This window comes from Psychromonas sp. SP041 (assembly GCF_000470315.2).
Taxonomy (GTDB): domain Bacteria; phylum Pseudomonadota; class Gammaproteobacteria; order Enterobacterales; family Psychromonadaceae; genus Psychromonas.
The window spans coordinates 25,075-50,282 of the sequence record NZ_CBRF02000035.1 but is presented as its reverse complement, the minus strand read 5'-3'; the positions used below and the strand labels follow the sequence as shown (position 1 = coordinate 50,282).

The 25,208-nt window shown below is 35.4% G+C and carries 19 protein-coding genes and 1 other RNA gene; 11 read left to right on the top strand and 9 right to left on the bottom strand.

Going from position 1 to position 25,208, the window contains the following annotated elements; all coding sequences use genetic code 11:
* Positions 1 to 223: 223 nt before the first annotated feature.
* The 7 genes from SP041_RS16625 to SP041_RS16595 all read right to left on the bottom strand — a co-directional run bounded on the left by SP041_RS16625 (position 224) and on the right by SP041_RS16595 (position 8,472).
* On the bottom strand, positions 224 to 676 hold the full coding sequence (locus SP041_RS16625; RefSeq protein WP_137297949.1) for a DUF2919 domain-containing protein: 453 nt from the start codon (positions 674 to 676) through the stop codon (positions 224 to 226).
* 734 nt (positions 677 to 1,410) lie between these two features.
* Positions 1,411 to 3,273, bottom strand: a complete 1,863-nt coding sequence (sppA, locus tag SP041_RS16620) for a signal peptide peptidase SppA (RefSeq protein WP_137297948.1) — start codon at positions 3,271 to 3,273, stop codon at positions 1,411 to 1,413.
* Between the two features lie 677 nt (positions 3,274 to 3,950).
* Complete coding sequence (fabA, locus tag SP041_RS16615) at positions 3,951 to 4,490, bottom strand: bifunctional 3-hydroxydecanoyl-ACP dehydratase/trans-2-decenoyl-ACP isomerase (RefSeq protein WP_137297947.1); 540 nt, start codon at positions 4,488 to 4,490, stop codon at positions 3,951 to 3,953.
* Positions 4,491 to 4,637: 147 nt separating this feature from the next.
* Complete coding sequence (locus SP041_RS16610) at positions 4,638 to 6,335, bottom strand: AAA family ATPase (RefSeq protein ID WP_137297946.1); 1,698 nt, start codon at positions 6,333 to 6,335, stop codon at positions 4,638 to 4,640.
* Between the two features lie 76 nt (positions 6,336 to 6,411).
* A complete protein-coding gene (locus SP041_RS16605; RefSeq protein ID WP_137297945.1) occupies positions 6,412 to 6,801 on the bottom strand; it encodes a TraR/DksA C4-type zinc finger protein in 390 nt (129 codons plus the stop codon).
* A 117-nt stretch (positions 6,802 to 6,918) separates the two neighbouring features.
* Entirely contained in the window at positions 6,919 to 7,707 is a 789-nt protein-coding gene (locus SP041_RS16600; RefSeq protein WP_240791489.1) for a DNA repair ATPase, read from the bottom strand.
* Between the two features lie 69 nt (positions 7,708 to 7,776).
* On the bottom strand, positions 7,777 to 8,472 hold the full coding sequence (locus SP041_RS16595; protein WP_240791488.1) for a HAMP domain-containing sensor histidine kinase: 696 nt from the start codon (positions 8,470 to 8,472) through the stop codon (positions 7,777 to 7,779).
* A gap of 252 nt (positions 8,473 to 8,724) precedes the next feature.
* Here SP041_RS16595 and cysB point away from each other — a divergent pair, with 252 nt between their 5' ends.
* A complete protein-coding gene (gene cysB, locus SP041_RS16590) occupies positions 8,725 to 9,693 on the top strand; it encodes an HTH-type transcriptional regulator CysB (RefSeq protein ID WP_137297943.1) in 969 nt (322 codons plus the stop codon).
* A gap of 138 nt (positions 9,694 to 9,831) precedes the next feature.
* Here the strand turns inward: cysB and pabB are convergent, their stop codons facing one another.
* The gene (pabB, locus tag SP041_RS16585; protein WP_137297950.1) at positions 9,832 to 11,247 is read right to left on the bottom strand and encodes an aminodeoxychorismate synthase component I; all 1,416 of its coding nucleotides are present in this window, start codon (positions 11,245 to 11,247) and stop codon (positions 9,832 to 9,834) included.
* A gap of 106 nt (positions 11,248 to 11,353) precedes the next feature.
* On the opposite strand from pabB, the gene SP041_RS16580 reads away from it, so the two are divergent.
* The 5 genes from SP041_RS16580 (at position 11,354) to SP041_RS16560 (ending at position 17,378) form a co-directional block, all read left to right on the top strand.
* On the top strand, positions 11,354 to 12,895 hold the full coding sequence (locus SP041_RS16580) for a fumarate hydratase (protein WP_137297942.1): 1,542 nt from the start codon (positions 11,354 to 11,356) through the stop codon (positions 12,893 to 12,895).
* Positions 12,896 to 12,978: 83 nt separating this feature from the next.
* Positions 12,979 to 14,169 (top strand): amino acid aminotransferase, encoded by a 1,191-nt coding sequence (locus SP041_RS16575; RefSeq protein ID WP_137297941.1) that lies wholly within the window; start codon positions 12,979 to 12,981, stop codon positions 14,167 to 14,169.
* Between the two features lie 245 nt (positions 14,170 to 14,414).
* Positions 14,415 to 15,764 carry a CDP-diacylglycerol--serine O-phosphatidyltransferase gene (gene pssA, locus SP041_RS16570; protein ID WP_137297940.1) on the top strand — a complete coding sequence of 450 codons (1,350 nt, stop codon included), beginning with the start codon at positions 14,415 to 14,417 and terminating at the stop codon, positions 15,762 to 15,764.
* Positions 15,765 to 16,255: 491 nt separating this feature from the next.
* An RNA gene (gene ffs, locus SP041_RS16565) (signal recognition particle sRNA small type) lies at positions 16,256 to 16,351 on the top strand.
* 61 nt (positions 16,352 to 16,412) lie between these two features.
* A complete protein-coding gene (locus SP041_RS16560) occupies positions 16,413 to 17,378 on the top strand; it encodes a lauroyl-Kdo(2)-lipid IV(A) myristoyltransferase (RefSeq protein WP_137297939.1) in 966 nt (321 codons plus the stop codon).
* 156 nt (positions 17,379 to 17,534) lie between these two features.
* Here the strand turns inward: SP041_RS16560 and SP041_RS16555 are convergent, their stop codons facing one another.
* Entirely contained in the window at positions 17,535 to 18,269 is a 735-nt protein-coding gene (locus tag SP041_RS16555) for a YciK family oxidoreductase (RefSeq protein ID WP_025566028.1), read from the bottom strand.
* A gap of 126 nt (positions 18,270 to 18,395) precedes the next feature.
* On the opposite strand from SP041_RS16555, the gene sohB reads away from it, so the two are divergent.
* The 5 genes from sohB (at position 18,396) to SP041_RS16530 (ending at position 25,171) form a co-directional block, all read left to right on the top strand.
* The gene (sohB, locus tag SP041_RS16550; protein WP_025566027.1) at positions 18,396 to 19,445 is read left to right on the top strand and encodes a protease SohB; all 1,050 of its coding nucleotides are present in this window, start codon (positions 18,396 to 18,398) and stop codon (positions 19,443 to 19,445) included.
* Positions 19,446 to 19,628: 183 nt separating this feature from the next.
* On the top strand, positions 19,629 to 22,289 hold the full coding sequence (topA, locus tag SP041_RS16545; protein ID WP_025566026.1) for a type I DNA topoisomerase: 2,661 nt from the start codon (positions 19,629 to 19,631) through the stop codon (positions 22,287 to 22,289).
* 167 nt (positions 22,290 to 22,456) lie between these two features.
* Complete coding sequence (truA, locus tag SP041_RS16540) at positions 22,457 to 23,242, top strand: tRNA pseudouridine(38-40) synthase TruA (RefSeq protein ID WP_025566025.1); 786 nt, start codon at positions 22,457 to 22,459, stop codon at positions 23,240 to 23,242.
* A 14-nt stretch (positions 23,243 to 23,256) separates the two neighbouring features.
* The gene (folC, locus tag SP041_RS16535; protein WP_037050752.1) at positions 23,257 to 24,540 is read left to right on the top strand and encodes a bifunctional tetrahydrofolate synthase/dihydrofolate synthase; all 1,284 of its coding nucleotides are present in this window, start codon (positions 23,257 to 23,259) and stop codon (positions 24,538 to 24,540) included.
* 13 nt (positions 24,541 to 24,553) lie between these two features.
* Complete coding sequence (locus tag SP041_RS16530; protein WP_025566024.1) at positions 24,554 to 25,171, top strand: SPOR domain-containing protein; 618 nt, start codon at positions 24,554 to 24,556, stop codon at positions 25,169 to 25,171.
* The last annotated feature ends 37 nt before the right edge of the window (positions 25,172 to 25,208 follow it).

Here is a 25,208-nt window from a genome sequence, read left to right as displayed (position 1 = left end):
CTTCAATCCATTTAGAATCAATCGCTGTTAATACATTGTCGTAAGCATCTTTATTTTCAAATGATTCATACACCAATTCCATTTCTTGATTAAACAAAAAAAATCCCCAACCTTAAATAAGAGTGGGAATTATGTTCTATCTGCAAGATCGTTCAAGTTTTCTTCTTAGATCCTTAACCGATCGGCATTATCACATTGTTGAGGCATTTTTGTATCCGTTTATCTATTTAAAGCAATCTCTTAATTGCTTACTTTTAAGTATGTAAATACAGCTCCAAGCAACAACCACTAATTGGATTGATGCCGTAACGGAATACATAAAGTGTTCTGTATATAGGTAATAGACTTGTAAGCCTAAGTCTCCCAATACTCCTGCAATGAGCAAATAAAAGCAAAACGGCCAACATTTTAAAGCCCAATTGGATTGAGCATGACGACGCCCTGAGACTAAAAATATAATTAACGGGAATAAGCCAATAATTAAACCCAGATAAAAGTGCACTTTATCGGGATAGAATACTTGTAATAACTTATTACCTGTTTGTTGTGATGCAACTGAGATAATGAGAAGCATCCAAGTTCTAGATAAAAACAATAAAATATACAATAAAAGTGGTGGTGCTTTTAAATCACCAGCTTCCGTATAATGTTGTAATGCATAGAGGCGTTGTTTCATAATTGACTCGATATTTTATAATTATTATTAATCAAATGTTCATTCATACTGTGTCGAATATCCCTATAAAAATACATCCTATAACCGAGTAATGGGGATCAATGTTAAATTTTACAAGTCTAGTCTTTCATCTCTAATACCGGTTAAATTAAATATGTTATCTAAATTTTTCGCTGGAAAAACAGCTCAATTCAAGGCATAAATTGAGCCTTTCGAAGATTAACTTCGTTAACCGGAGAATTAGCCAAAAGATGTTAATGCTTTAATGGCTGTTCCCTTTACGACATTTACAACGAGGAAGTGGGCTGTTTTAACAAGTAAAATAAATAATACCAATCTCAGTAATTATCCAGTCATTGATACTTGTTAAAATGAACCCTCGCTCGTTGTTAATTTTGTAATGAGAAGACTAGTTACTGCAATCAACGCCTTGCTATCATCTATTTTTCCTAACGCCTAAATAGACCATTTATTTATCAAGATTGGTATAAGCTATTTATTGTGATTAGTATAAAACATAAATAGGGAATGAATAGCGGATGTTATCTATTAGCGTCTTATAAAGCGTTAATACGGTAGAGAGTTAACTATGATGGATTAACTGACAGGTTGAAAGAGGTTTTATGTTGATAATAATGTGGGATATATTTCCCACCCATGAGTCATTTAGCATAACGTTGGGTGGGAGATAAATTAAAAGAAAACTATCCGATATTACATTCTTCGATATAACACTATTCGATATAGCATTGGGTACAATATACATAACGACTTTGTGGGTCATTCAGTCTCGTCATAAAGTTTGTTTGTTCTTCTAATTCTGAAAATATGGATATCCATGAGGGTTGTTTAATAACACCACTCGGGAGAAATGTAATAGAGCTTGTTAGTATCTGATTAAAAATGGCTTGTTTAGAAGATACTTTAGGCTCGATAGATATAATATCAAAATCACTTAAATCAGCTAAGTTTGCTGCTGTATTAATAGCAGACTGTAAATCTCCTAGCTGATCGACTAAACCATTTTCTAATCCGTCTACACCTGTCCAAACGCGACCTTGCGCGACTTTATCAACGTCTTCTACTGACATGTCACGTCCTTTTGATACCACTTTTAAGAAGTTAGCATATCCATTTTCAATACCTATTTGAAAGATCTCAGCCAGTTCAGGGCTTAATGGTTGTGTGAGTCCAAACCCTGAAAGAGGGCTCGTTGATACTCCATCTTGATGAACACCAATTTTATTAAGTGATTTATCGATAGTCGCAAACATACCAAATATACCGATAGAGCCCGTTAAAGTTGTTGGTGATGCAATAATTTCATCTGCTGCAGAAGCTATCCAATAACCACCTGAAGCAGTAACTGCTCCCATTGATACCACCACTTTTTTCCCTGCTATTTTTAGAGCAAGTACTTGTTGCCTGATATTTTCAGAAGCAAAAGCGCTGCCTCCTGGTGTATCTAGACGTATCACAACCGCTTTAACACGACTATCATTACGCGCTTGTTGTAACAAATCATTAAAGCTTTTATCTGCAATCGTCGTCCCATCAGTAAATCCGGATACGATTTCTCCGGTGCCGTGTATCACTGCTATTTGATTCTCTTCGCCTGTTGTTTTATATAAAGGAGATAGGGTTGAGCGATAACTGCTGTAGTCGATCACATTAACCGTGTCGTCTTCCGCCTTGGCAAGGCGTGTTAAGTTTGTGACAAAATCATCGTAAAAAGCTAATTCATCAACTAATCCAACGGAAAGTGCATATCCACTTGTGTCGCCAGATACCGCCTGTAATTGCACTTTAAGAGACTCTAAATCAGGATTTATAGAATTAGCGGTTATTAGTTTATTGTCCTTACGTTGCTCTAAGACTCGTGTTATATAGCTTTCCCATAGCTGATCTAACCAATGTTGATTCGCTTCTTTACTATATTGAGACATTTTAGTCTCAGTGAAAGGTTCAACAAATGATTTATAAGTGCCTACTTTAAATATATGTGGTGTTACTAATAACGTGTCGAGTAGATCTTTAAAATATAATCGATTAACCGAGTAGCCTTGTAAAAGCACAAAACCATTTGGTGGCAAGGTAATGTGATCTGCATAAGCGGCTAAATAGTATTGAGTTTGAGTATAATTATCTGCATAAGCAAATACAGGTTTACCATCCGCTTTAAATTCATTAATTGCTTTTCCTATATCAGAAAGCTGATCAAGACTTGCCGATTGTAAATTTGTTAATTCTAATACTAACCCAGTGATTCTAGTATCATGTTTCGCACTTCGAATTGTTTTGATTAATTCTTGTGCCTCGAATTCTTGTGGTATTTCTTGATCTAATCCAGCTAATTGTTTTGAGATTTCTTGCGAAATATTAATTGGCTGTTTTTTTTCTACAATATATCCATTTAAATCTAAACGAAGATATGAATTATCTGCGACTTTGATGGGGTCTTCTTGTGTTCGAAAGGAGATAAAAATAATTAAGAGTATTATTAAGAATAAGCCATTAAGAATGAACAAACGGATAAAGTTAATAAATTTAAAACCCTTAATAAACAATTGTTTAATGAAATTAAATAAGAAAGCCATACTCGGTCCTTGTGAGACAATAAAAATTCAATAGTGAAATAGCTAGCTCAACATATGAGTTACCTATTTGATTCAAGTGGTTATATAATTACACTCATTAACTGATCTATTTTACTTGTTAAAACAACTTATTTCTTGATTATAAGTTTAGTAAAAGGGAACAAGCATTAAAGAATTAACCTTTTTTAGTTAACTCTCCGACAGACGATTAACGAAGCTAATCGTCGAAAGTCTTTAGCTTACAGCTTAAACTAAGTCATTTTCCTGCATAAAATGTAGAACACTTATTTAATATAATTTAGACATGGTAACTTTATTTACCCGTTATCATTCAAGATGCAATATTCAGCGATTCTGAAATGAACAGATGCTAGGCAGAAAGAGGAAGATCTAACGAGTTAAATCGACACTTTCTAACAACGAAGTTGTTTACTTCACCATTTTCCTTCTGGGCCGTTAGCTGAAAACTAACTCTGCGTTGCCACCTTCGATAAAGACTCGTCATTGTCATCATGTTGCGCCTTGATTTAGAGTTCAAGCTAACGCCTGAACAAAACACCTTGAACGGTAACGGGTATATATAAATCAGTGTATCAAACTCACATAAATAATAGATAAAAAAAAGCACCGATTACAAACATAATCAGTGCTTTAAAAATAATAATCAGTCTTTCAATTTAAAAGCTTGATGTGTCCACGAATAGACCAACTTTTAAATCTTCTGCTGCATAGATAACTTTACCATCTACTTCTACAACACCATCAGCAATACCCATTACTAATTTACGCATAATTAAACGTTTCATTGTAATGCGGTAAGTTACTTTTTTAGCTGTTGGTAAAACTTGACCTGTGAATTTAACATTACCTACACCTAGCGCACGACCTTTACCAGGACCGCCACTCCAACCTAGGAAGAAACCCACTAATTGCCACATTGCATCTAGTCCTAAACAACCAGGCATTACTGGATCGTTTGGAAAGTGGCATTGGAAAAACCATAATGCTTTGTCGATATCCAGTTCAGCGATTAGCTCGCCTTTACCGTGTTCGCCACCATTTTCAGTAATACTGATAATACGATCTAACATAAGCATTTTGTCTATTGGTAATTGACAGTTGCCTTCACCAAATAGCTCACCTTGACCACATTTGATTAATTCTTCTTTATTGTAAGAGTTTTTACCCAACTCTTTTTGGGATACGATTTTAGTCATAATCACTTTTCTTAAAATAATTGATAAGGTGAGGTATTAAAATACACATAAAACTTAATACCACGAAATAATGAGCGCCACACTGTATATGAGCGCGTGTAAACAATCAAGAATAATCAATTTCTTGGTTGTTTTTACTTTTATAAACTAATGAAAAATAGAATATTTTATTCTAGAGAATAAACTACTCGCACTTTCTTCCATTTCTTCTTTAGCGGCAATATCGATTCGTAAGTTAATTGCTTTGATAACTTCATCAAAGGTTTTATCTAATAATAATGGGTAAGCTTGATGGCAATGAGAAATAGTATGTATTTCGATTTTACCTGCTTCAATTAAAGCTAACGTATTTGAATTAAGTGTTAAATTAATTTGGTTTGCTTTAGGCATGACAATTAATACTGTGTCAGTAATTAAACCTAACTCAAACAAACGCGTTACAGACTCTATTTTTTGATTAATGCCACCAATGGCCAATACATTACCATGTTGATCAAGCGATCCTGTAACAAATATGTTTTGTTTAACAGGGAATTGTGAATAGCAAGAGCTTGCTGCAATTAAAATAGCTAACGAAGCACTATCACCATCACTTTCTTGATAAGACTGTTCAAAGACTAAATTACAAGAATAAGGAAACGCACTAATATGACTAAAGAAGTGATTTAAATAGCCTTGTACGATGAGGGTACTTTTAGCATGAATATTACCTGCCAATTCAACTTTTCGCTCGACGTCGATAATTTCACCGTCACCAATCATATCACTGGCAGATATTCTAAATACCTCACCAAATTCACACGGGTAACCTAAAAGTTCTACAACAGATAATCCATTAATTTGACCTATGTTCTCACCGGTTAATTGCAGGTTTACTTGGCCTTCAATCAAAGATTGTTCACTGTATTTTCGTGCTAATGATTGTGCTTGATCTACTTCATCAAAGTAAGCGTTCAAATCTTGTTGACTAATTTGTTTATTATCACTGAATAAATTCGCATATTGTAGAGTATGCAGAATGGATTCTGGTGAAAATAACAGTTGATTTTGATGTTGGCATTCAGTTGCTAAAAAATTTAATAGAGTTGATAAAGCATCATTGTCTAAATTATCTAATCCAAGTTGATCTGTCAGGCTATGACAATAACTCACGATCGCATCAATAGATGGTTGTGACACGGGTACTTGACTCGCTAATTCACAAAATAAAGAAGAAACTTGTGAGTATTCAGGGTCAATTTGAATTAACTCTTCAAGCTGTAATCGATTAGCGACTAATATTATTTTTGTATTAATTATCTGTTTAGTCAGATCGGGCAATACTTGTTTTATTTTTTCTGCATTAACCGCATCGCTAGCTTGTAAATGACCACGTTGCAAAACAGATTTCAATTTAAACCATAAACCAGGTTCAACTAATAGCGGGCTTATATTTAGAACTAAAACACCTTGGTTGTATTGCGTTAAGTATCCATCGGCGAAGTCTAACTGCCCATCACTCCCTAATGACAATCGACCAAACAAACTTTCTTGGTTATAACTTAATAAATAACCTGTCGGTAAAGTATCTGCGATCGTTTGCTCAAGCATTTTTTGTGCACTTAACCAATGACGACTATTCACTAACAGTAGCGGAGTTGGTAGTTTTAAATAACGAGATACCACTGAGACTGCATCTGGAAATAATAACGTTAGTTCTGCGCTTTTAGGCTTTTGATAGGCCGTTAAATATTGCTCAAAATGTGTTGTGCATTGCTGTACTGTTAAAGGAATAGTTTTCTCACTAATAGAATTTATAGCACTAGAGACATCGTTTGAAGTTGAAGGGGAAATGTTATCGGTCAAAATGTCTGCTCTAGTTAAAGTTAAAGGAGGGCAATTTATCACATACCTCCCTATAAAGTTAACAATAAAATGCGCTTTATAACTTATAACCTTTTACTTTTTGTTGTTGATATTTTATTTCACAAGCAGTGCAGCGTTGTTTCGTTGGGCATTTAAATAGTTCTTCTATCTCAATTTCCACTTCGCAATCTGAACATAATCCATATAAACCCAGTTCAATCCCTTGTAATGCGGCATCGATATTTTGTATTTGTGTTTTGTACAGGTTCAATGAATGACTTTCACTGTGTATTAAGCTATCAATTAACGTGTCTGCATTCATTGTGTCTACATCTTTAACTAAATCGTTAAGATATTGTTTAGAAGACGCTGTTAATCTCACTTTTACCTTTTCTTTTAACTGCATAAATTCAGCTAATAGATTTTGTTGTAAAAGTTGTTGTTGTTCGGATGTGATTTGATGCATGACAATCGCCCCAATAATTTATAATTATTCATAATAGGTGAGGCGATATTAAAGGTATTGATTTATATCAAGTTTGATTAGTTTGTTAAAAGAAATATGTATTAAGTAAAATGCCTGTTACCACTTTTGTTTATCACCAAATAACATTTCTATATCTTTTTGTTTTGCATTTTCTTTCAATAACCTGTTTTTTTCGTGGTTATTATCATTTGATGTCGATCTATTATCAGATAAGTGAGAGCTAACATCATTTTGATGGTTAACGAGCAGTTGATGTTTCTGCAATAGCTCATTGTCTTTATCGGGGATTGAATCTAATATTTTCAATAGTTTGTCGATCATTTGTTTGGCAGTGCTATATTCTTTCATCGACTTAGCTTGAATAATACGCTTAATACTTGTTTCTAAATTTATCTTTAATTGTATTATTTCTAAATGACGATTCTCAGATACAAAAATATTCGTGTTTATTTTCCCTTTTGCGTGTTCTGAACGTAAAACGGCTCTTATTTTTTTGGTCGCCTTCACTAACGTCACTGCTTCTTTATCATTGGTAGGAAATTGAAAGGAATTTTCAGAAGGAGGAACATAATTATCTTTTATCTGTTTTATTTGCGCTTCTGTATCTGCAAAGTGTTCTTTATAACTTGCTGTGTGAGGAGACATATTCACCATAATAAACAATGCATTGCGTATTCTATTCTTGAGAATAAGTAACAATATTTTAGTAAATGGAATTTTCGTTGCAAATAATAAGAGCTCATCGACTTCGGAAATCACTGCATGCTGTTTCGCCACACTAATACGGCGCTCTGTCTCTACTTTTTGTTTATATTGCTGAATGATATTGTAACCAATCATGACGATAAGCAATAAAGCGACTAAAGAAATTATTAATGGGTACAAGATATAAACTCTTTATGTAAATAATAGAAAAAAGTACATTATATTAATACTTATACGGATTTTGTAACACTAAGGTAACTGTAAAGTGAATATACTGCCACTATTATCTGGTTTATTAGTGAGACTGATATTACCTTTTAGTTGCTTTAATTGGTGTGCTGCAGCAATTTTTTTAGCGAATAAAAGTCCTAAACCACTGCGCCCTTTATTTGCATTAAAAGTAGAGTACTCATCTTGGTCATTTACATTCATCATGTAGTGGGGGTAACCTTCACCATCATCTTCTATTTTGAATATTAAAAAGGGAGTGTCGTAGTGTGCAGAAATGTTAACAAAGCTTTTAGCATGACGTAATGCATTAATAAATATATCACCGATCAAGTAACTTATTAAATCAACATCATAATAACCATGTAAACTTTTTTCAACATCAATGGTTACCTTAATATGATGGCTATTCAAATATAATCGATTACGCTCCAATATATCGATTAATAACTCATTTACTGAATTTTCTTCTATAAAGATAGGTAATTGTTTTTTTTCATCACGGTAAAGTGCTAATAGCTGCATTAAAGTGCTATTAATACGCGATGTTTGATAATGTAAATTAGACACTGATTTGTGTTGTCGAGTCGTTAAGTTATCTGCTAAATCAAGGTCTTCAATGGACTGTAATACCATCGCAAGTGAGTTTTTCATATCATGTATGCTTGTCGCTAATATTGTACTGAAATCAAGCTGTTCATTATTCATATTTTTCATAATTTCACCGACTTATAAAAGGAAATAACATTTCAATATTAAGTATTAAAAGTAACTTGTTATTGGTTCTTAGGTAATTTTTATTGTTTATTAAGTAAAGAGTAATCTACTATAAATTGCTTCTATAGATAAATAACACTGTTATTAATATAGAACTAATAATACACAATACAAAAGTAGGGCTTTGTTAATAGTAGAAGTCTGATAGAATTAAATGGAATAAGCACTAACTAAACATGAGCTGATAACATTATGAAATTGCAACAATTACGCTATATTGTCGAAGTATTAAATCATAACTTAAATGTATCAGCGACTGCTGAAAATTTATTTACCTCGCAACCAGGCATCAGTAAACAAGTTCGTATGTTAGAAGACGAACTGGGCATTCAAATATTCGAACGTAGTGGTAAACACCTTACTAAGGTAACGCCAGCTGGCCAAGAAATTATACGTTATTCAACTGAAATATTGGGTAAAGTTGAAAGTATTAAAGCGGTGGCCAATCAATACACAATGCCTGATCAAGGTAAGTTGAATATTGCAACGACTCATACACAAGCACGATATGCGTTACCTGAAGTGATTAAAGGTTTTATTAAACGTTATCCAAAAGTGTCACTGCATATGCACCAAGGTACACCGACACAAATTAGTGAGTCGGTTGTGAAAGGCAAAACAGACTTTGCGATTGCGACAGAAGCTTTACACCTTTACCAAGATCTCATTATGTTGCCTTGTTATCATTGGAATCGTTCAGTGATTGTGCCAAAGGATCACCCTTTAGCTAATATTAAAAAACTCACTATTGATGATATCGCGCAGCATCCTATTGTTACTTATATATTTGGTTTTACCGGACGCTCAGAATTAGACGAAGCATTTAATGCTGCTGGCTATAAACCAAATGTCGTGTTTACAGCAACGGATGCTGACGTAATAAAAACCTATGTACGTTTAGGACTTGGTGTCGGCGTTATTGCAACAATGGCGATTAATGAAGATGATGATTTCTGCGTGCTCGATGCGAGTCATATTTTTAAATCTAGCTTAACCAGTATTGGCTTTAGAAAAGGTTCTTTCCTACGAGATTATATGTATGACTTCATGGTGAGGTTTGCTCCTCATTTAACTCGTCCATTAGTTGAGAAAGCGATCCAATTAAAATATACAGCCGAAGTTAATAAGTTATTTGAAGATATCGAATTGCCAACCAGGTAGGTTGTATATTCAATAATCTCTACTGTTATTCTTGAATTGTATGTACATCATTAAATTTAGCCCACTTTCGTGGGCTTTTTTGTATTTCAAAGAAAGTGCATTTAAAGAGATTTAAGGGGGTAATGGTGAGTTTATTTATTAAAGCTTACTCAGTATGGGAAGGATTTTACTGATTTTATCAAAACATTCTTGATACTCACTTTCAGCATTTGAGTCGGCAACAATACCGCCACCTGCCCAACAGTATATTTGATGGTGATGACAGACTAATGTGCGAATAGTAATACTACTGTCCATGTCTCCGTTACCATTTATATAAGCGATGCTACCGCAATAAATTTCCCGTTGAAATTTTTCAAGTTCAGAAATTATTTCCATTGAACGAATTTTAGGTGCACCAGTAATTGAGCCACCGGGGAAGCATGCTCTGAGTAAATCTTCACAAGAGTATTGTGCATCGAGTTGCCCTGTTACTGTACTGACTAAATGGTGCACAGCTGGGAAGCTTTCAATATTAAATAAGCTAGGGACTGAAACAGACCCTGGTTTACATACGCGACCAATATCATTTCGTAATAAATCTACAATCATCAAGTTCTCTGCTTGATCTTTCTCAGAGTGTAACAATTGTTGTTTATTCGCTAAGTCTTGTTCACTATTTTGACTACGTGGCATCGTACCTTTAATAGGTTTTGTTTGTACTTGGTTACCGTTTAATAATAAGAAACGCTCAGGTGATACCGAAATGATCACTTGGCCTGGTAAACGTATAAATGCGGCAAAGGGGGCTTTATTTTCTGTTAATAATGCTAAATAAGCTTGGTATTCATTACCTTGATAAACGGCTTGAAAACGTTGAGCTAAATTAACCTGATAACAATCCCCACTTAAAATGTACTCTTGAATTTTGTTAAAAGACTGTTTGTATTCTTGTTCACTGTAATTAGATTGCCATTGTTCAGATAAACTAAATGAGACAAGATTAGTGGGTGCGTTAAATGATAAATTTTCAAGCCATTGATGACGTTGTTGCCATCGTTCAGCGACATCTTGTTCTATGTTCTTAGTGCTTTGTTGCAATAAGTAATATTGTTTTTGTTTGAGGTTATATAAAATAGCCCAATCATAAAAACCACAGTGATAGGGACCTAAATTTAAGCCTGCGTTTTGTTGGTCTTTATTAACACGTTCAAACAGCTCACCCATTTCATAATGGTAAGCGGCAATCACACCACCCGTAAATGGAAAATCAGTGGTTGTTTCTTCATGAAATAATTGTTGTCTAATTTGTAATTGAGCAGCTAAAGGATCTCGTCCCATCTCGTGCGTTGTATTATTAGTTAAATCATGGAATGAAGTACGTTGATTCACATCGGTTAGCGTCGCGATAGGTTGTGCGCTAAAAATAGACCAATTACTATCAATATGTTCTGAACTTCCTGATTCTAAAAACACAGACCAATTTAAACAGGATAATTCCCCCTTAATGATAGTGATTATCTTTTCAGAGAAAAACAATGGTTTTATGAGTGTATTAGCTGATTTATAAGTCATTTTTTCGTATTTAGGCAACATTTTTGTAACAAAAAATTAGGCGGATAAGGCCAACAATATTACCATTGTTTTACAAAAACTGTTTACTATTTACTGGGAGCGACTGATGACAGTCATTAAAGAGCTGGATTTTATTAATAGCGTTAAGAACTCACTGCAATTCATTTCATATTATCACCCACTGGATTTTATCCAAGCAATGGATAAAGCTTACCAAGCAGAGCAAAATCCTGCCGCAAAAGATGCGATTGCTCAAATACTCATTAACTCTCGTATGTCTGCTGAAGGCAAGCGTCCAATTTGCCAAGATACTGGGATTGTGACGGTATTCGTTAAAATCGGAATGAAAGTCAGTTTTGATTCAGAATTAACAGTACAAGAGTTAGTTGATGAAGGGGTTCGCCAAGCTTATAACGATCAATCTAATCCGCTACGTGCTTCTATTGTTGCAGATCCTGCCGGTGCGCGTAAAAATACTAAAGACAATACGCCATCAGTTGTACATGTTGAAATGGTAAAAGGTAATAAAGTTGAAGTGATGGTCGCAGCAAAAGGCGGCGGCTCTGAAAATAAATCTAAAATGGCGATGTTAAACCCATCTGACTCTATTGAAGATTGGATAGAGAAAACAGTACCGTCAATGGGAGCAGGTTGGTGTCCACCAGGTATGTTAGGAATAGGCATTGGCGGCACGGCTGAAAAAGCAGCTGTAATGGCAAAAGAGTCATTAATGGAGCCTGTTGATATTTTTGATCTACAAGCTAAAGCAAAAGCAGACCCAGAATCATTGGATACCGATGAAAAGTTACGTTTAGAGATCTTCAAACGAGTTAATAACTTAGGTATTGGAGCGCAAGGCCTAGGTGGTTTAACAACAGTATTAGACATTAAAATAAAAAGTTGTCCTACTCATGCGGCATCAAAGCCTGTCGTTATGATCCCTAACTGTGCCGCAACAAGACATGCTCATTTCACCTTAGATGGCTCAGGCGAAGCCGTTTTAACTCCACCATCACTAGACCAGTGGCCAGAAATAACACGTGAAGTGGGTGAAAATGTGAGACGTGTTAACGTCAATGACTTATCTAAAGCTGATATGAGCGAATGGAAAAGTGGTGATACGATTTTACTTTCAGGGAAAATTTTAACAGGTCGTGATGCTGCTCATAAACGTATTCAAGAATTGATCACAAGTGGCAAAGGTTTACCTGAAGGTGTCGACTTTAAAGGTCGCTTCATTTATTACGTAGGTCCTGTTGATGCAGTGCGTGATGAAGTAGTGGGTCCTGCTGGTCCAACAACGGCAACCCGTATGGATAAATTTACTGACTTTATGTTAGAAGAAACAGGTTTATTAGGCATGATCGGTAAATCTGAACGTGGTCAAAATACAGTTGATTCAATTGCTAAACACAAATCAGTATATTTAATGGCTGTAGGTGGCGCTGCTTATTTAGTCGCTAAAGCGATTAAAAAATCACGTGTAGTTGCATTTTCAGACTTAGGAATGGAAGCTATTTACGAATTTGATGTAGAAGATATGCCTGTAACTGTCGCTGTTGATAGCCAAGGAAATAACGTTCACGAACAAGGTCCGGCTATTTGGAAAGCTAAAATCGCTGAATTAGACAGCAAATTGTCAGAATAGTTACTAAATTGATTGCTTGAAATAGTGAGGATGGTATAAAAGCATCAACGTAAGTATTTTTCATTATTCATAAAGGAATAAGTATGTTTGAACAAGTAAGTATGGCACCTGCAGATCCAATCCTCGGTTTAACAGATGCATTTAAAAAAGACGTCCGCACAGATAAAATCAACTTAGGTGTTGGTATCTATAAAAATGAAATGGGGCAAACTCCAATTTTAGCGACAGTTAAAGAAGCTGAAAAACGTCTACTTGCTGAAGAAACGACCAAAAGCTACCTTACCATCGAAGGTATTGCAGCTTATGGTGATGCTGTTCAAACATTATTATTCGGTGCTAATGCTGAAATAATTACTTCAAAGCGTGCTCGTACAGCACAAGTACCTGGTGGTACTGGTGCATTACGTACGGGTGCTGATTTTGCAGTGAGCAAATTAGGCATTAAAAAGATTTGGGTAAGTAATCCAACTTGGGCTAATCACGGTAATGTATTCAAAACATCTGGCTTAGAAGTGGTCGCGTATGATTATTATGATGCAGAGACTAAAGATTTAGATTTTGATGCAATGGTTGCTTCGCTTCAATCTGTTGAAGCTGGTGATATGGTGCTGTTCCATGGTTGTTGTCATAACCCAACGGGTATTGACCCAACAGCAGAACAATGGGAAGTGCTAGCAAAACTAACTGCTGAATTAGGCGCAATTCCCTTCTTCGACTTCGCATACCAAGGTTTTGGACATGGCGTGGAAGAAGATGCACAAGGTTTACGTACTTTTGCTAAGCATAACAAAGAATTGTTGATTGCTAACTCATTCTCTAAAAACTTTGGTTTATACAACGAACGTGTTGGTGGTATTACCCTTGTTGCAGAAGACAGTGATATTGCAGACAGTGCATTTAGCCAAATTAAAGCGGGTATCCGTTCTAATTACTCAAACCCTCCATCACACGGTGCTGCGATTGTAACAACTATTTTAAATGACTCAGAGCTTTATAAGCAATGGGTTCAAGAAGTTGCTGAGATGCGTAATCGTATCCAAGAAATGCGTGATTTATTTGTTGCAACGTTAAAAGAAAAAGGTGTAAAAGGTGACTTTAGTTTCATTAGTCGCCAACTAGGTATGTTCTCTTTTTCTGGTTTAACGGTTGAGCAAGTAAATAGATTAAAAGAAGAATTTGCAGTTTATATTGTAGGTTCTGGTCGTATCTCTGTAGCAGGAATGACTAAAAATAATATGCAACCATTATGTGATGCTTTAGCTAAAGTTATCTAATTAACCTTCTGGTTGTTAAATCATTAAACCTTTGTGCATTAATGCACTTAGGTTTAATGTTATCAAACTCACTGCTTTTTAGTTGTTATATAGTTAATGATTAACTATTTCTAAAAATAAATGCTAACGTAGTTGTCCGTTCAATTATTTGAAGATAACTGCTATATCAATACTTTACTTTATAGCGTAGCTTGTATCCGAATAGAGTACTTAATAGTGAAGTTGGTAAAATATGATAGAGATTTATGAGTAAAAAAATTAATCAAAACCTTTCATTTCTAACAAAATTGAAAAAGCTTCCAATATCTGCAGACAATGTAAGATGCTTATTAACGACTAAGGCATTTAAAGCAGAGTTATTTCAGCAGATCAATTCCGCCACTAAACGTATCTATATTGCTGCTTTGTATTTAGAAGCTGATGATGCAGGCGAAGAAGTTTTAGACGCGCTATATCAAGCAAAAAATAATCACCCTTCAATGGATATTACTGTTTGTATTGATTTTCATCGTGCACAACGAGGTTTAATTGGTGCTGAAAAGGGCGGAGATACTAATACGACTTGGTACCAGAAGGTTGCTACATTAAAAGGACGTGGCGTTAAAATTATTGGTTTGCCCGTTAAAAGAAAAGAACTTTTTGGTGTACAGCATTTAAAAGGTTTTATTTTTGATGATGTTGTCTTTTATAGTGGTGCAAGTATTAACAATATTTACCTTCATCAGCAGGATCGATATCGATTTGACCGTTATTGGTTAATAACAGATAGTGCGTTAGCTGATTCAATGGTTGACTACATTCAACAAGTTATTATCAATAGTGAAGCAGTTGTAGAACTCAATGCGCCTGTTGTACCTAAGTTCAATGAATTTAAAAAAGAACATAAAAACTTAAGTCGTAACTTAAAACTATCAGGCTATCGATTTGACCCTATTGGATTCAATGGCTTGGCTGTTAGACCTCTTACGGGAATCGGTACTAAGAAAAACTTATTAAATAAAGTGATTAGAGCTATCTTTCACTCTACCGAAAAAGAATTGATTTTATTTACGCCTTACTTTAATTTACCCACTGCATTATCTCGAGATATCTCAGCACTGTTAAAGCGTAAAGTTAATATTACTATTGTTGTTGGCGATAAAACCGCAAATGATTTTTATATTCCTGAAGATAAACCCTTTAAAACGATTTCCGCTTTACCTTATCTTTATGAAGTAAACCTACGTAATTTTGCTAAGAAGCATCATACTTCTATTTTGCAAGGTCACTTAAAGTTACATCTATGGAAACATGATTCAAATAGTTTCCATTTAAAAGGTATTTATTCAGACCAACGTTTTTCATTATTAACAGGCCATAACCTTAACCCTAGAGCATGGCGTTTAGATCTTGAAAATGGATTATTGATTGACGATCCAGAAAAACAATTATCTACTCAGTTTAATGAAGAATTAACCAATATTCTTTCTCACACGCGGTTGGTTGAAAGTTATCATGACATAGATGATATGGAAACTTATCCAGACAAAGTGAAACAGCTTATCTCTCGTTTAAAAAGAGTTAAAGCAGATAGAATTATTAAAGGAATTATTTAGTGCTAGTTTTAGTCTGAATATAGCAATTTAATATTTGTCCTTAATTTAGAAGGGTGGTTTCCTACCATCCTTTCTTTTTAAATTTTATTTCTCATTTGCTCTTCAATTATTACATCTTCATTTTTCGTGCTTTAATATCTCCGTTTTGCTCATAAACTATTCTTTATTTTAAGGTCCTTGTTGTAAATAATTATTTTCTTTTTCTGATTAATACATTTCATTAATTCAATCCTTGAATGAGATGAAAGCAATTTAAATTCTACTCATCTTTGGAACCAAACATTACTGTACTCAGATTACTTGTTTGTTTTAACAACGATTACGTTATTTATTTTTATATCGAACAACAATATTGAATAATATTAACTAAAATCGCTGACTATTTAATCGCTTAGACGTATATTACTCATTTACCTATTGAATTATATTTCTGCTTACGTATAATTCCTCGCATCAAGTGTTAAGGCTTGATGCAGTGACAATGGTAGGCCTCTTGGTTTCTCGCATTGATAACTTATTAACCTGGTCAGAGCCGGAAGGCAGCAGCCATAGTAGGTGATTCAAGTGCCGAGAGTTTGCTGGGAGGTCTACCACCCACCCAAATATCTATATATAATACAATCATCCTAAGCTCTTAAAGGTCTAACTATGACCCAATATAACTCTCGTTTCGATACATCACTTAAAGCAAAGCATTTTCTTCCAAAATACTGGGTGACTTGGTTACTATTAGCTTTATTATTTATTTGTAGTTACATTCCTGTTTCTGTAAGAGATAAAGTTGCAGCATGGCTCGCAGATAAACTCTATAACGCAAATTTTTTGAAGAAACGTAAAAAAATTGCATTTATCAATATTGGTTTATGTTTTCCTGAATATACTGAACTCGAAAAAGATGCGCTGATGCGTGAAAACTTTCGTTCAGTTGCCCAAATAGCATTTTCCTTAGGTGAAATTGCATTCAGAAGTAAATCATTTTTATATAAACGTATTAATTTTATCGGAGAACACTTTGTAAAAGAGGCAGAAAGTGAAGGCCAAGCAATCATCTTTTTAGCGCCACATTGTTATGGTGTTGATTTTGCTGGTGTCGCTGCTATTTCTGCTCGTGGTTATCCTTTATCTAGCATGTTCAATGATTATAAAAATCCAATTTTTGATTGGTTTGTTACCAATTACCGAACGCGTTTTAGTCGATTAAATGACAAAGGGACACTTTATCATCGTAGTGAAGGTTTAAAACCTTGTATTAAGAGTTTACGAGATAAAGCACATTTTTATTATTTACCCGATGAAGATCATGGGCGTGATAGCAGTCTTTTCTCACCATTTTATGCCACTCAAAAAGCAACACTGCCAGTAATTGGACGTTTAGCTAAATTAGGGCGTGCCGTGGTTATTCCTACTTATACATCTTATAACGCTAAAACAGGTAAAGTTGATGTGATTTGCCATGCGCCTTTAAAAGCGATTCCAAGTGGTGATGAACAGCAAGATACGGATTTAATGAATGCAGCGATCGAGAAGGTGATCAATGAAAATAGAGCGCAATATATGTGGACGCTAAAATTATTTAAGACAAGGCCTGAGGAAGGGTTAAAAATATATAAGTAACCACTAAAGTTTGTCGCACTCTCTTATTTACTAAATAAGGCAGCCTAGCTGCCTTTTTGTTTGTCTGTCAAAAAGTAACTACTTTAATCCCATGCCACTAAAAAATACCAAAAAAACATGTCGGGGATGAGAATGATTCATTCTAGTATAGTCGACTCACTGAGCGTTGAATCGTTGCCCTGTTACTTTAATGCTGTCATTTCCTAATAAATATAAATACACCGCTAAAATTTGTTCTGGTGTTTTAAGTAAACTGACATCTTCAGCAGGGTAGGCACTTGCTCGCATTGCAGTTTTAGTTGCGCCCGGATTAATCGCATTAAAGCGCAGAGAGCTATTTTCATATTCATCAGCCACGCATTGCATCATACCTTCCGTTGCGAACTTAGAAACGCTGTATGGCCCCCAGTACGCTCGACTTTTTAGACCGACACTTGACGTAGTAAAGATAGTACTGGCATTTTGAGCTTTTTCTAACACAGGAATTAAATGTTTAGTCATTAAAAATGCGGCGTTAAGGTTTGTTTGCATCACCTCATTCCACATTGTATTTTCAATTTGTATGAAAGGACTTAGTACACCCAGGTGGCTTGCATTATGTACCAACCCATCTAACTTTCCATATTCACGTAATATCGTATCGGCCATATCACGATAATGCTCTTCAGTGGCACCATTTAGGTCTACAGGTAAAATAGCCGCAGATTTTTTATTTAATGCTTCAATTTGATCGTAGACAGCTTCTAGCTTCTTAACTGTTTTTCCTAATAGGATCACATTCGCGCCCAATTCAGCACATTTGATTGCGAGTGCTTTGCCAATACCAGCCCCTGCGCCAGTGATCAGGATAGTTTTATCTGCCAATAAATTATCAGGTGCAATGTAATCCATTTAATAGTCTCTTCTCAGTAAAAAGTGGCATGATAACTTTTTTTTAAAAAAAACACTCAAACTCTTTTGTACGTTGGGACATTTTTTGTCATGATAAGCGCATATATTATATAAAGAGGATTTATTTTGGATTATTTATTGCAGTACGGGCTATTTTTAGCCAAAGCTATTACATTTGTTATTACTATTGTTGCTATTTTAATTGCAATTATAGCTTTAACCAGTAAACAAAAAGCCAAAAAAGGTGAGTTAGAAATAACAGATTTATCCGAACAAATTAACGATACAAAAAAATCTATATCAGAACAATTATTAACCTCTGCACAGTTAAAAGCAAAACAAAAAGAAGATAAAAAAGCACTTAAAATAAAGCAAAAAGAAGAAAAGAAATCTGCAGGTAAAACGTCACAACCTGAAAACTCACCACAACTTTATGTGGTTGATTTCAAAGGAAGCATTGACGCAAAAGAAGTCGCGTCATTACGTGAAGAAGTCACTGCTATCATAAGCGTGGCATCTGAGAAAGATGAAGTGTTTGTACGCCTAGAAAGTGGCGGTGGTATGGTCCATGGCTACGGACTGGCAGCATCACAATTACAACGTTTAAAAGATAAAAATATTCCACTTACTATTTCAGTTGATAAAGTGGCGGCAAGTGGTGGTTATATGATGGCTTGTGTTGCAGACAAAGTTATCGCCGCACCTTTTTCTATTATTGGTTCAATTGGTGTCATTGCTCAAATCCCTAATTTTAATAAATTACTTAAAAAACATGATGTTGAGTTTGAACAACTCACTGCGGGTCAATACAAACGAACGTTAACTATGTTTGGTGAAAATGATGATTTGGGTCGTGAGAAATTCAAGCAAGAGTTAGAAGAAACACATCAGTTATTTAAACATTTTGTGAGCGAACATCGTCCACAATTGAATATTGATAAAATTGCAACCGGTGAGCACTGGTACGGTTCACAGGCGTTAGATTTGGAACTCGTTGATAAAATTCAAACAAGTGATGATTATCTACTAGAACAGCTCGATTCTAGACATATTGTGCAAGTTCGTTACCAAAAAAGTAAAAAATTAGCTGAAAAAATAGGAAAAAGTGTCGCTTCGTCTGTAGAATCCAGTTTTTTAACTATAATGCAAACGAATGTATCAAGAATGTTTAAATAACGTTATGCATTAAAATATGTTAAAAAGCCGACTTTTAACGAGTCGGCTTTTTATTTGTATCTTCCAAAAATAAAAGAAATAGGTTGCTATTAGTTAAAACTTTGGATTATATAAAAAAGAGAAATTCATTGGACGAGTTAACATTCTTTCTGAAACAGACTATTTATTAGGTACTAAAGCAATATGAGCAAATCTCTGGTTATCGTAGAATCACCTGCCAAAGCAAAAACAATCAATAAATATTTAGGCAAAGATTTTATTGTAAAATCAAGTGTTGGACACGTACGTGATTTACCAACAAGTGGTAGTGCTAAAAAATCTATCGATGCTAAAAAGAAAAAATCTTTAGCTGGTTTAACCCCCGCACAAAAAGCAAAAGAAACAGCAAAAAGAACACAAGCTGCGTTAGTTACTCGAATGGGTATAGACCCGAAAAATAACTGGGCTGCAAATTACGAGATATTACCCGGCAAAGAAAAAGTTGTTGATGAATTATTAAAACTTGCTGAAGATGCTCCCACTATCTATCTCGCAACCGATTTGGATAGAGAGGGGGAAGCAATCGCTTGGCACCTTAGAGAAATTTTAGGTGGCGATCACAGCAAATATCAACGTGTGGTCTTTAACGAAATAACAGAAACTGCTATTCAAGAAGCTTTTAAACACCCTACGGAATTAAATGTCGATGGTGTCAATGCACAACAAACACGTCGTTTCTTGGACCGATTAGTTGGCTTTATGGTTTCACCATTACTTTGGAAAAAAGTAGCGCGAGGCTTATCTGCTGGCCGAGTTCAGTCTGTGGCTGTTAAATTGTTGGTTGAACGTGAACGTTTAATCAAAGCATTTAACCCTGTAGAGTTTTGGGACCTTCATGCTCAAACTATCTCACAAGACAAAACCTCTTTACGTTTAGAAGTTTATAAACAAAATGATAAAACCTTTGCGCCTGTTAATGAGCAAGAAACATCAGTTGCAGTAGAAGCATTAAAAGATGCGACTTATAAGCTGCATTCTCGTGAAGATAAACCAACAACCAGTAAAGCAAGTGCGCCATTTATCACTTCAACTTTGCAACAAGCCGCGAGTACACGTTTGGGTTTTGGTGTTAAGAAAACCATGATGCTTGCTCAACGTTTGTATGAAGCAGGTTACATTACTTACATGCGTACCGATTCAACTAATTTAAGTAAGGATGCTGTGGCATCGGCGCGTGAATTTATTGAAAAAGAATTTGGTAGTAATTATTTACCAGAAAATGCAATGTCATACAGTAGTAAAGCAGGGGCTCAAGAAGCCCATGAAGCAATCCGTCCTTCGGATGTTTCACAGCGTGCTGAATTAATCGATGTTACAGACAAAGATGCAAAACGTTTATATGAACTTATTTGGCGCCAATTTCTAGCATGTCAAATGCTACCTGCGTTATATGATTCATCAACATTAGTTATTGAAGCAGGTGATTACAAGCTTCGCGCTAAAGGACGTACATTACGTTTCGCAGGTTGGACAAAAGCACAGCCAGTAACAAAAAGTAAAGCCGATGAAATTCATCTACCTGATTTAAAAGTGGGTGAAGAATTAACATTAGTTGAACTAGAGCCGCTACAACACTTTACTAAACCACCTGCCCGTTTCTCTGAAGCTGCATTGGTTAAAGAATTAGAAAAACAAGGTATTGGCCGACCATCAACTTACGCAAGTATTATTTCAACCATTCAAGATCGTGGTTATGTGAAAGTCGATAAACGTCGTTTCTTTGCAGTTAAAATGGGTGAAATCGTGACAGACCGTTTAACTGAAAATTTCACCGATTTAATGAGTTACGATTTTACTAAAGCAATGGAAGAAAAGTTAGATGCCATTGCAGAAGGTAATGCGGATTGGCATAAAGAGTTAGATAGATTCTACAAGAATTTAACAACACAACTTGATCAAGCTGAATTACCTGTTGAAGATGGCGGAATGCGTCTTAATGATCCTGTTATTATTGACGAAGTAGCTTGTCCAACATGTGATCGTCCTATGGGCATTCGTACGGCGAGTACTGGTGTTTTCTTAGGGTGTTCTGGTTATGCATTACCACCGAAAGAACGTTGTAAAACCACGATTAACTTAGTTGATGGTGAAGAAGTTGAAGATCTTCTAAGTTCTGAAGATCTTGAAACGGCTGCTTTAATGGCGAAACATCGTTGTCCTAAGTGCGACACCGCAATGGATAGCTACTTAATCGACGAGACACGTAAACTACACGTTTGTGGTAATAATCCACTGTGTGATGGTCATACGGTTGAAGTTGGTGAGTTTAAAATCAAAGGTTACGACGGTCCGATTGTTGAATGTGATAAATGTGGCACTGATATGCAGCTTAAAGATGGCCGCTTTGGTAAATACATGGATTGCACCAATGAAGAATGTAAAAACACACGTAAGATATTACGAAGTGGTGAAGTTGCTCCGCCAAAAGAAGATGCAGTGCATTTACCTGAATTAGAGTGTGAACAAAGCGATGCTTATTTCATTCTACGTGATGGTGCTGCAGGTATCTTTTTAGCAGCAAGTACTTTCCCGCGTTCTCGTGAAACGCGTGCGCCTAAAGTGATCGAATTAGCTAAATTCCGTGATAGAATTTCAGAAAAATTCTATTACTTAGCTGATGCTCCTCAAAAAGATCCTGAAGGGAATCTCGCTGTTGTTCGTTATAGTCGTAAAAATAAAGAACAATATGTTATGACCGAAATTGATAAAAAAGCAACGGGTTGGACTGCTAAATATATTGATAATAAATGGGTAGAAGACATCCCTAAAAAGAAAGTGGCTAAAAAAGCGAAAGCTAAAAAGTAGTCTTTTACACTTTCTTTAAATGGCAGCCAAGGCTGCCATTTTTATATCTTCAATTTATTGATTGATTTTTCAGCGACTAACAGTGTTGTTCATACCTAACATCTTGTTGCTGGTTTAAATTTTTAAACATTTGTATATACTAGCGTTTTTTCAAAGGATGGTTTCAAATGCGCATAGCTTTAGGTATTGAATACGATGGTGCTAATTATTATGGTTGGCAAAGACAAAAAGAAGTTAATTCTGTTCAAGAAGAGCTAGAAAAAGCATTATCTAATATTGCAAACCATCCCGTAACGGTTAATTGTGCAGGTAGAACCGATGCTGGTGTTCACGGTACAGGACAAATTGTTCATTTTGATACCGATTCAGATCGACAAGTGAGTGCTTGGACATTAGGTGTGAATGCTAAATTACCCGGTGATATAGCCGTGCGTTGGGTTAAAGAAGTTGATGATTCATTTCATGCGCGATTCAGTGCAACTGCGCGTCGTTATCGTTACATTATTTATAATGGTGTTTACCGTCCAGGTATTCTCAGTAAAGGTTTGAGCCATTATCATTGTGATTTAGACGCCGATATAATGCAGCAAGCAGGGCAATTTATAGTTGGACAACATGACTTTACTTCTTTTAGAGCATTACATTGCCAAGCTAACAGCCCAGTCCGTACTATTGAATATTTAAATATTACACGACGCAGTGACTTTATTATTATTGATATTAAAGCTAATGCCTTTTTACACCACATGGTGCGTAATATTGCGGGTAGTTTAATTGAAGTAGGGCAAGGCAAACAACCTGTTGATTGGTTAGGTACTTTGCTTACTTATAAAGACAGATCAAAAGCGGCAGCAACCGCTAAACCAGGTGGTTTATATCTCGTTGAGGTGGATTACCCAGAACAATTTCATTTACCAAGACCTGCTTGCGGTCCTTTATTTTTAGACATTTAATGTGACAAAACACTATGACAACTAAAACATCAAATATCCCTTTTTCAGCAAATGATTTAACGACTTGGTTAAAGCACCTAGAGCAATTACATCCTAATGTTATTGAATTAGGATTAAAACGAATCACTGAAGTCGGTAAGCGTTTAAATCTAATTAATTTCGATGCTAAAGTCATCACAGTCGCCGGTACTAATGGTAAAGGAACGACTTGTGCTTACTTAGAAAAAATATTGATTGATGCAGGTTTCAAAGTGGGTGTTTACAGTTCACCTCATATTCACCGTTATAATGAACGTCTTCGTATTAACTTTCGTGAACTTGATGATCAACGACATTGCGAAGCGTTTGCTGTTATTGAAAAAGCACGTCTTGATATCTCTCTGAGTTATTTTGAATACGCAACATTAGCGTGTTTATATCTTTTACAACAACAGCAATGTGATTATATTTTATTAGAAGTGGGATTAGGTGGACGCTTAGATGCAACCAATATGGTTGAGTCGGATATTAGTGTAGTGACAACGATTGGTATCGATCATATTGATTGGCTTGGCAGCGATAGAGAAGTCATTGGCTTTGAAAAAGCAGGTGTATTCAGATCAAATAAACCAGCTATTTGCGGCGAGCTCGATGTGCCACAATCAGTTATTGACCATGCTGCTGCTATTTCATCACAATTAAAATTGGCTTCTCGAGATTTCTCTTTTGAAGTACTTGATGAAAATACTTGGGCATGGAATGGTAAACAAACATTATCGCCAATTAAGCAAACATTAATGCCAATGCAAAACGCATCGACAGCACTCGCAGTAATCGAAGCTTTATCCATTGATATTGCACCTGAAAAATTGATATCCTCTATTGAAAACGCATCATTAGTGGGACGTTTACAAGCATTAGCAGGTTATCATTGCGATCTTTATATCGATGTCGCTCATAACCCGCAGTCCGCAGAATATTTAGCGTCTCAATTAAAACGTTTAAAAGAAGCTAAAGGTGAGGGCTGTAAAGTGCATGGCGTTGTTGGGATGTTGTCAGATAAAGATATGACTGCCACTTTGTCTGCCATTAATTTACACATTTCAGAATACAGTTTTGTTGACCTAAATTGTTATAGAGGCGCTTCTGCAGAGCTGCTTTTAGAAGCTTATAAAAAAAGTTTAAATAATGATCATACTGTGACCTGTTATAAAAATGTCACCTGTGCAGTTGATAAGGTAGTTAAGAATAGCGATGCATCTGATATAGTGATTGTATTCGGTTCTTTTCATACCGTTTCAGATATTTTAACCCATTAGCAAGGTATAGAACGTGGATTCTCAGTTTAAAAACCGTTTAGTAGGCGTCACAATATTAGTTGCACTTGTTGTTATTTTTTTACCGTCATTAATTGATGGTAAAAAAACAACGTACCAACAAGAATTTGTAGCCACACCGATTAAACCTGAATTAAAAGAACACTCTAAAACTTTCCCTGAAACAACTGCAGTCAATAACGAACAACTTATTATTGAAAATGAACCTAACGGTGATGATCAAAGTGAGACAGAAAGCACTTCTGACTGGAAAGTTGAAGAAGTCGCTTCAACAGTGGTTATAGACGAACCAACAGCACAACCAGCAGAAATTAAATCAGCACCGACTCCTAAACCCGTTACTGTTAAAGCCCCTGTATTTGATGACCCTGCTTGGACGATACAATTAGGGGCTTTTCAAAACAAAGCCAATATTAATACATTATTGAAAAAATTGAATAAAGCTGGCTTTCAAGCTCATACGGTTCCTAAAGAAGTCATTGATGGACAACTGACTCGTGTGTTTGTTGGACCTGATATATCAAAAGAAAAATTAGAAGAAAAACTACCAAGATTGAAAAGCTTAACAAGTTTAAATGGTAAGTTAGTGCCATTTAACCCAATTGCACCTTAGTTTTTGAAGCCTTTTAAAACATTCTCTGATAGAATGC

Bases quoted from the DNA above. Each gene is read 5' to 3' on its own strand.
- truA (WP_025566025.1), top strand. From the start codon at position 22,457: ATGCGCATAGCTTTAGGTATTGAATACGATGGTGCTAATTATTATGGT.
- sppA (WP_137297948.1), bottom strand. From the start codon at position 3,273: ATGGCTTTCTTATTTAATTTCATTAAACAATTGTTTATTAAGGGTTTT.
- SP041_RS16625 (WP_137297949.1), bottom strand. From the start codon at position 676: ATGAAACAACGCCTCTATGCATTACAACATTATACGGAAGCTGGTGAT.
- pssA (WP_137297940.1), top strand. From the start codon at position 14,415: ATGAGTAAAAAAATTAATCAAAACCTTTCATTTCTAACAAAATTGAAA.
- SP041_RS16575 (WP_137297941.1), top strand. From the start codon at position 12,979: ATGTTTGAACAAGTAAGTATGGCACCTGCAGATCCAATCCTCGGTTTA.
- SP041_RS16580 (WP_137297942.1), top strand. From the start codon at position 11,354: ATGACAGTCATTAAAGAGCTGGATTTTATTAATAGCGTTAAGAACTCA.
- SP041_RS16595 (WP_240791488.1), bottom strand. From the start codon at position 8,472: ATGAAAAATATGAATAATGAACAGCTTGATTTCAGTACAATATTAGCG.
- fabA (WP_137297947.1), bottom strand. From the start codon at position 4,490: ATGACTAAAATCGTATCCCAAAAAGAGTTGGGTAAAAACTCTTACAAT.
- pabB (WP_137297950.1), bottom strand. From the start codon at position 11,247: ATGACTTATAAATCAGCTAATACACTCATAAAACCATTGTTTTTCTCT.
- folC (WP_037050752.1), top strand. From the start codon at position 23,257: ATGACAACTAAAACATCAAATATCCCTTTTTCAGCAAATGATTTAACG.
- topA (WP_025566026.1), top strand. From the start codon at position 19,629: ATGAGCAAATCTCTGGTTATCGTAGAATCACCTGCCAAAGCAAAAACA.
- SP041_RS16560 (WP_137297939.1), top strand. From the start codon at position 16,413: ATGACCCAATATAACTCTCGTTTCGATACATCACTTAAAGCAAAGCAT.
- SP041_RS16555 (WP_025566028.1), bottom strand. From the start codon at position 18,269: ATGGATTACATTGCACCTGATAATTTATTGGCAGATAAAACTATCCTG.
- cysB (WP_137297943.1), top strand. From the start codon at position 8,725: ATGAAATTGCAACAATTACGCTATATTGTCGAAGTATTAAATCATAAC.
- SP041_RS16605 (WP_137297945.1), bottom strand. From the start codon at position 6,801: ATGCATCAAATCACATCCGAACAACAACAACTTTTACAACAAAATCTA.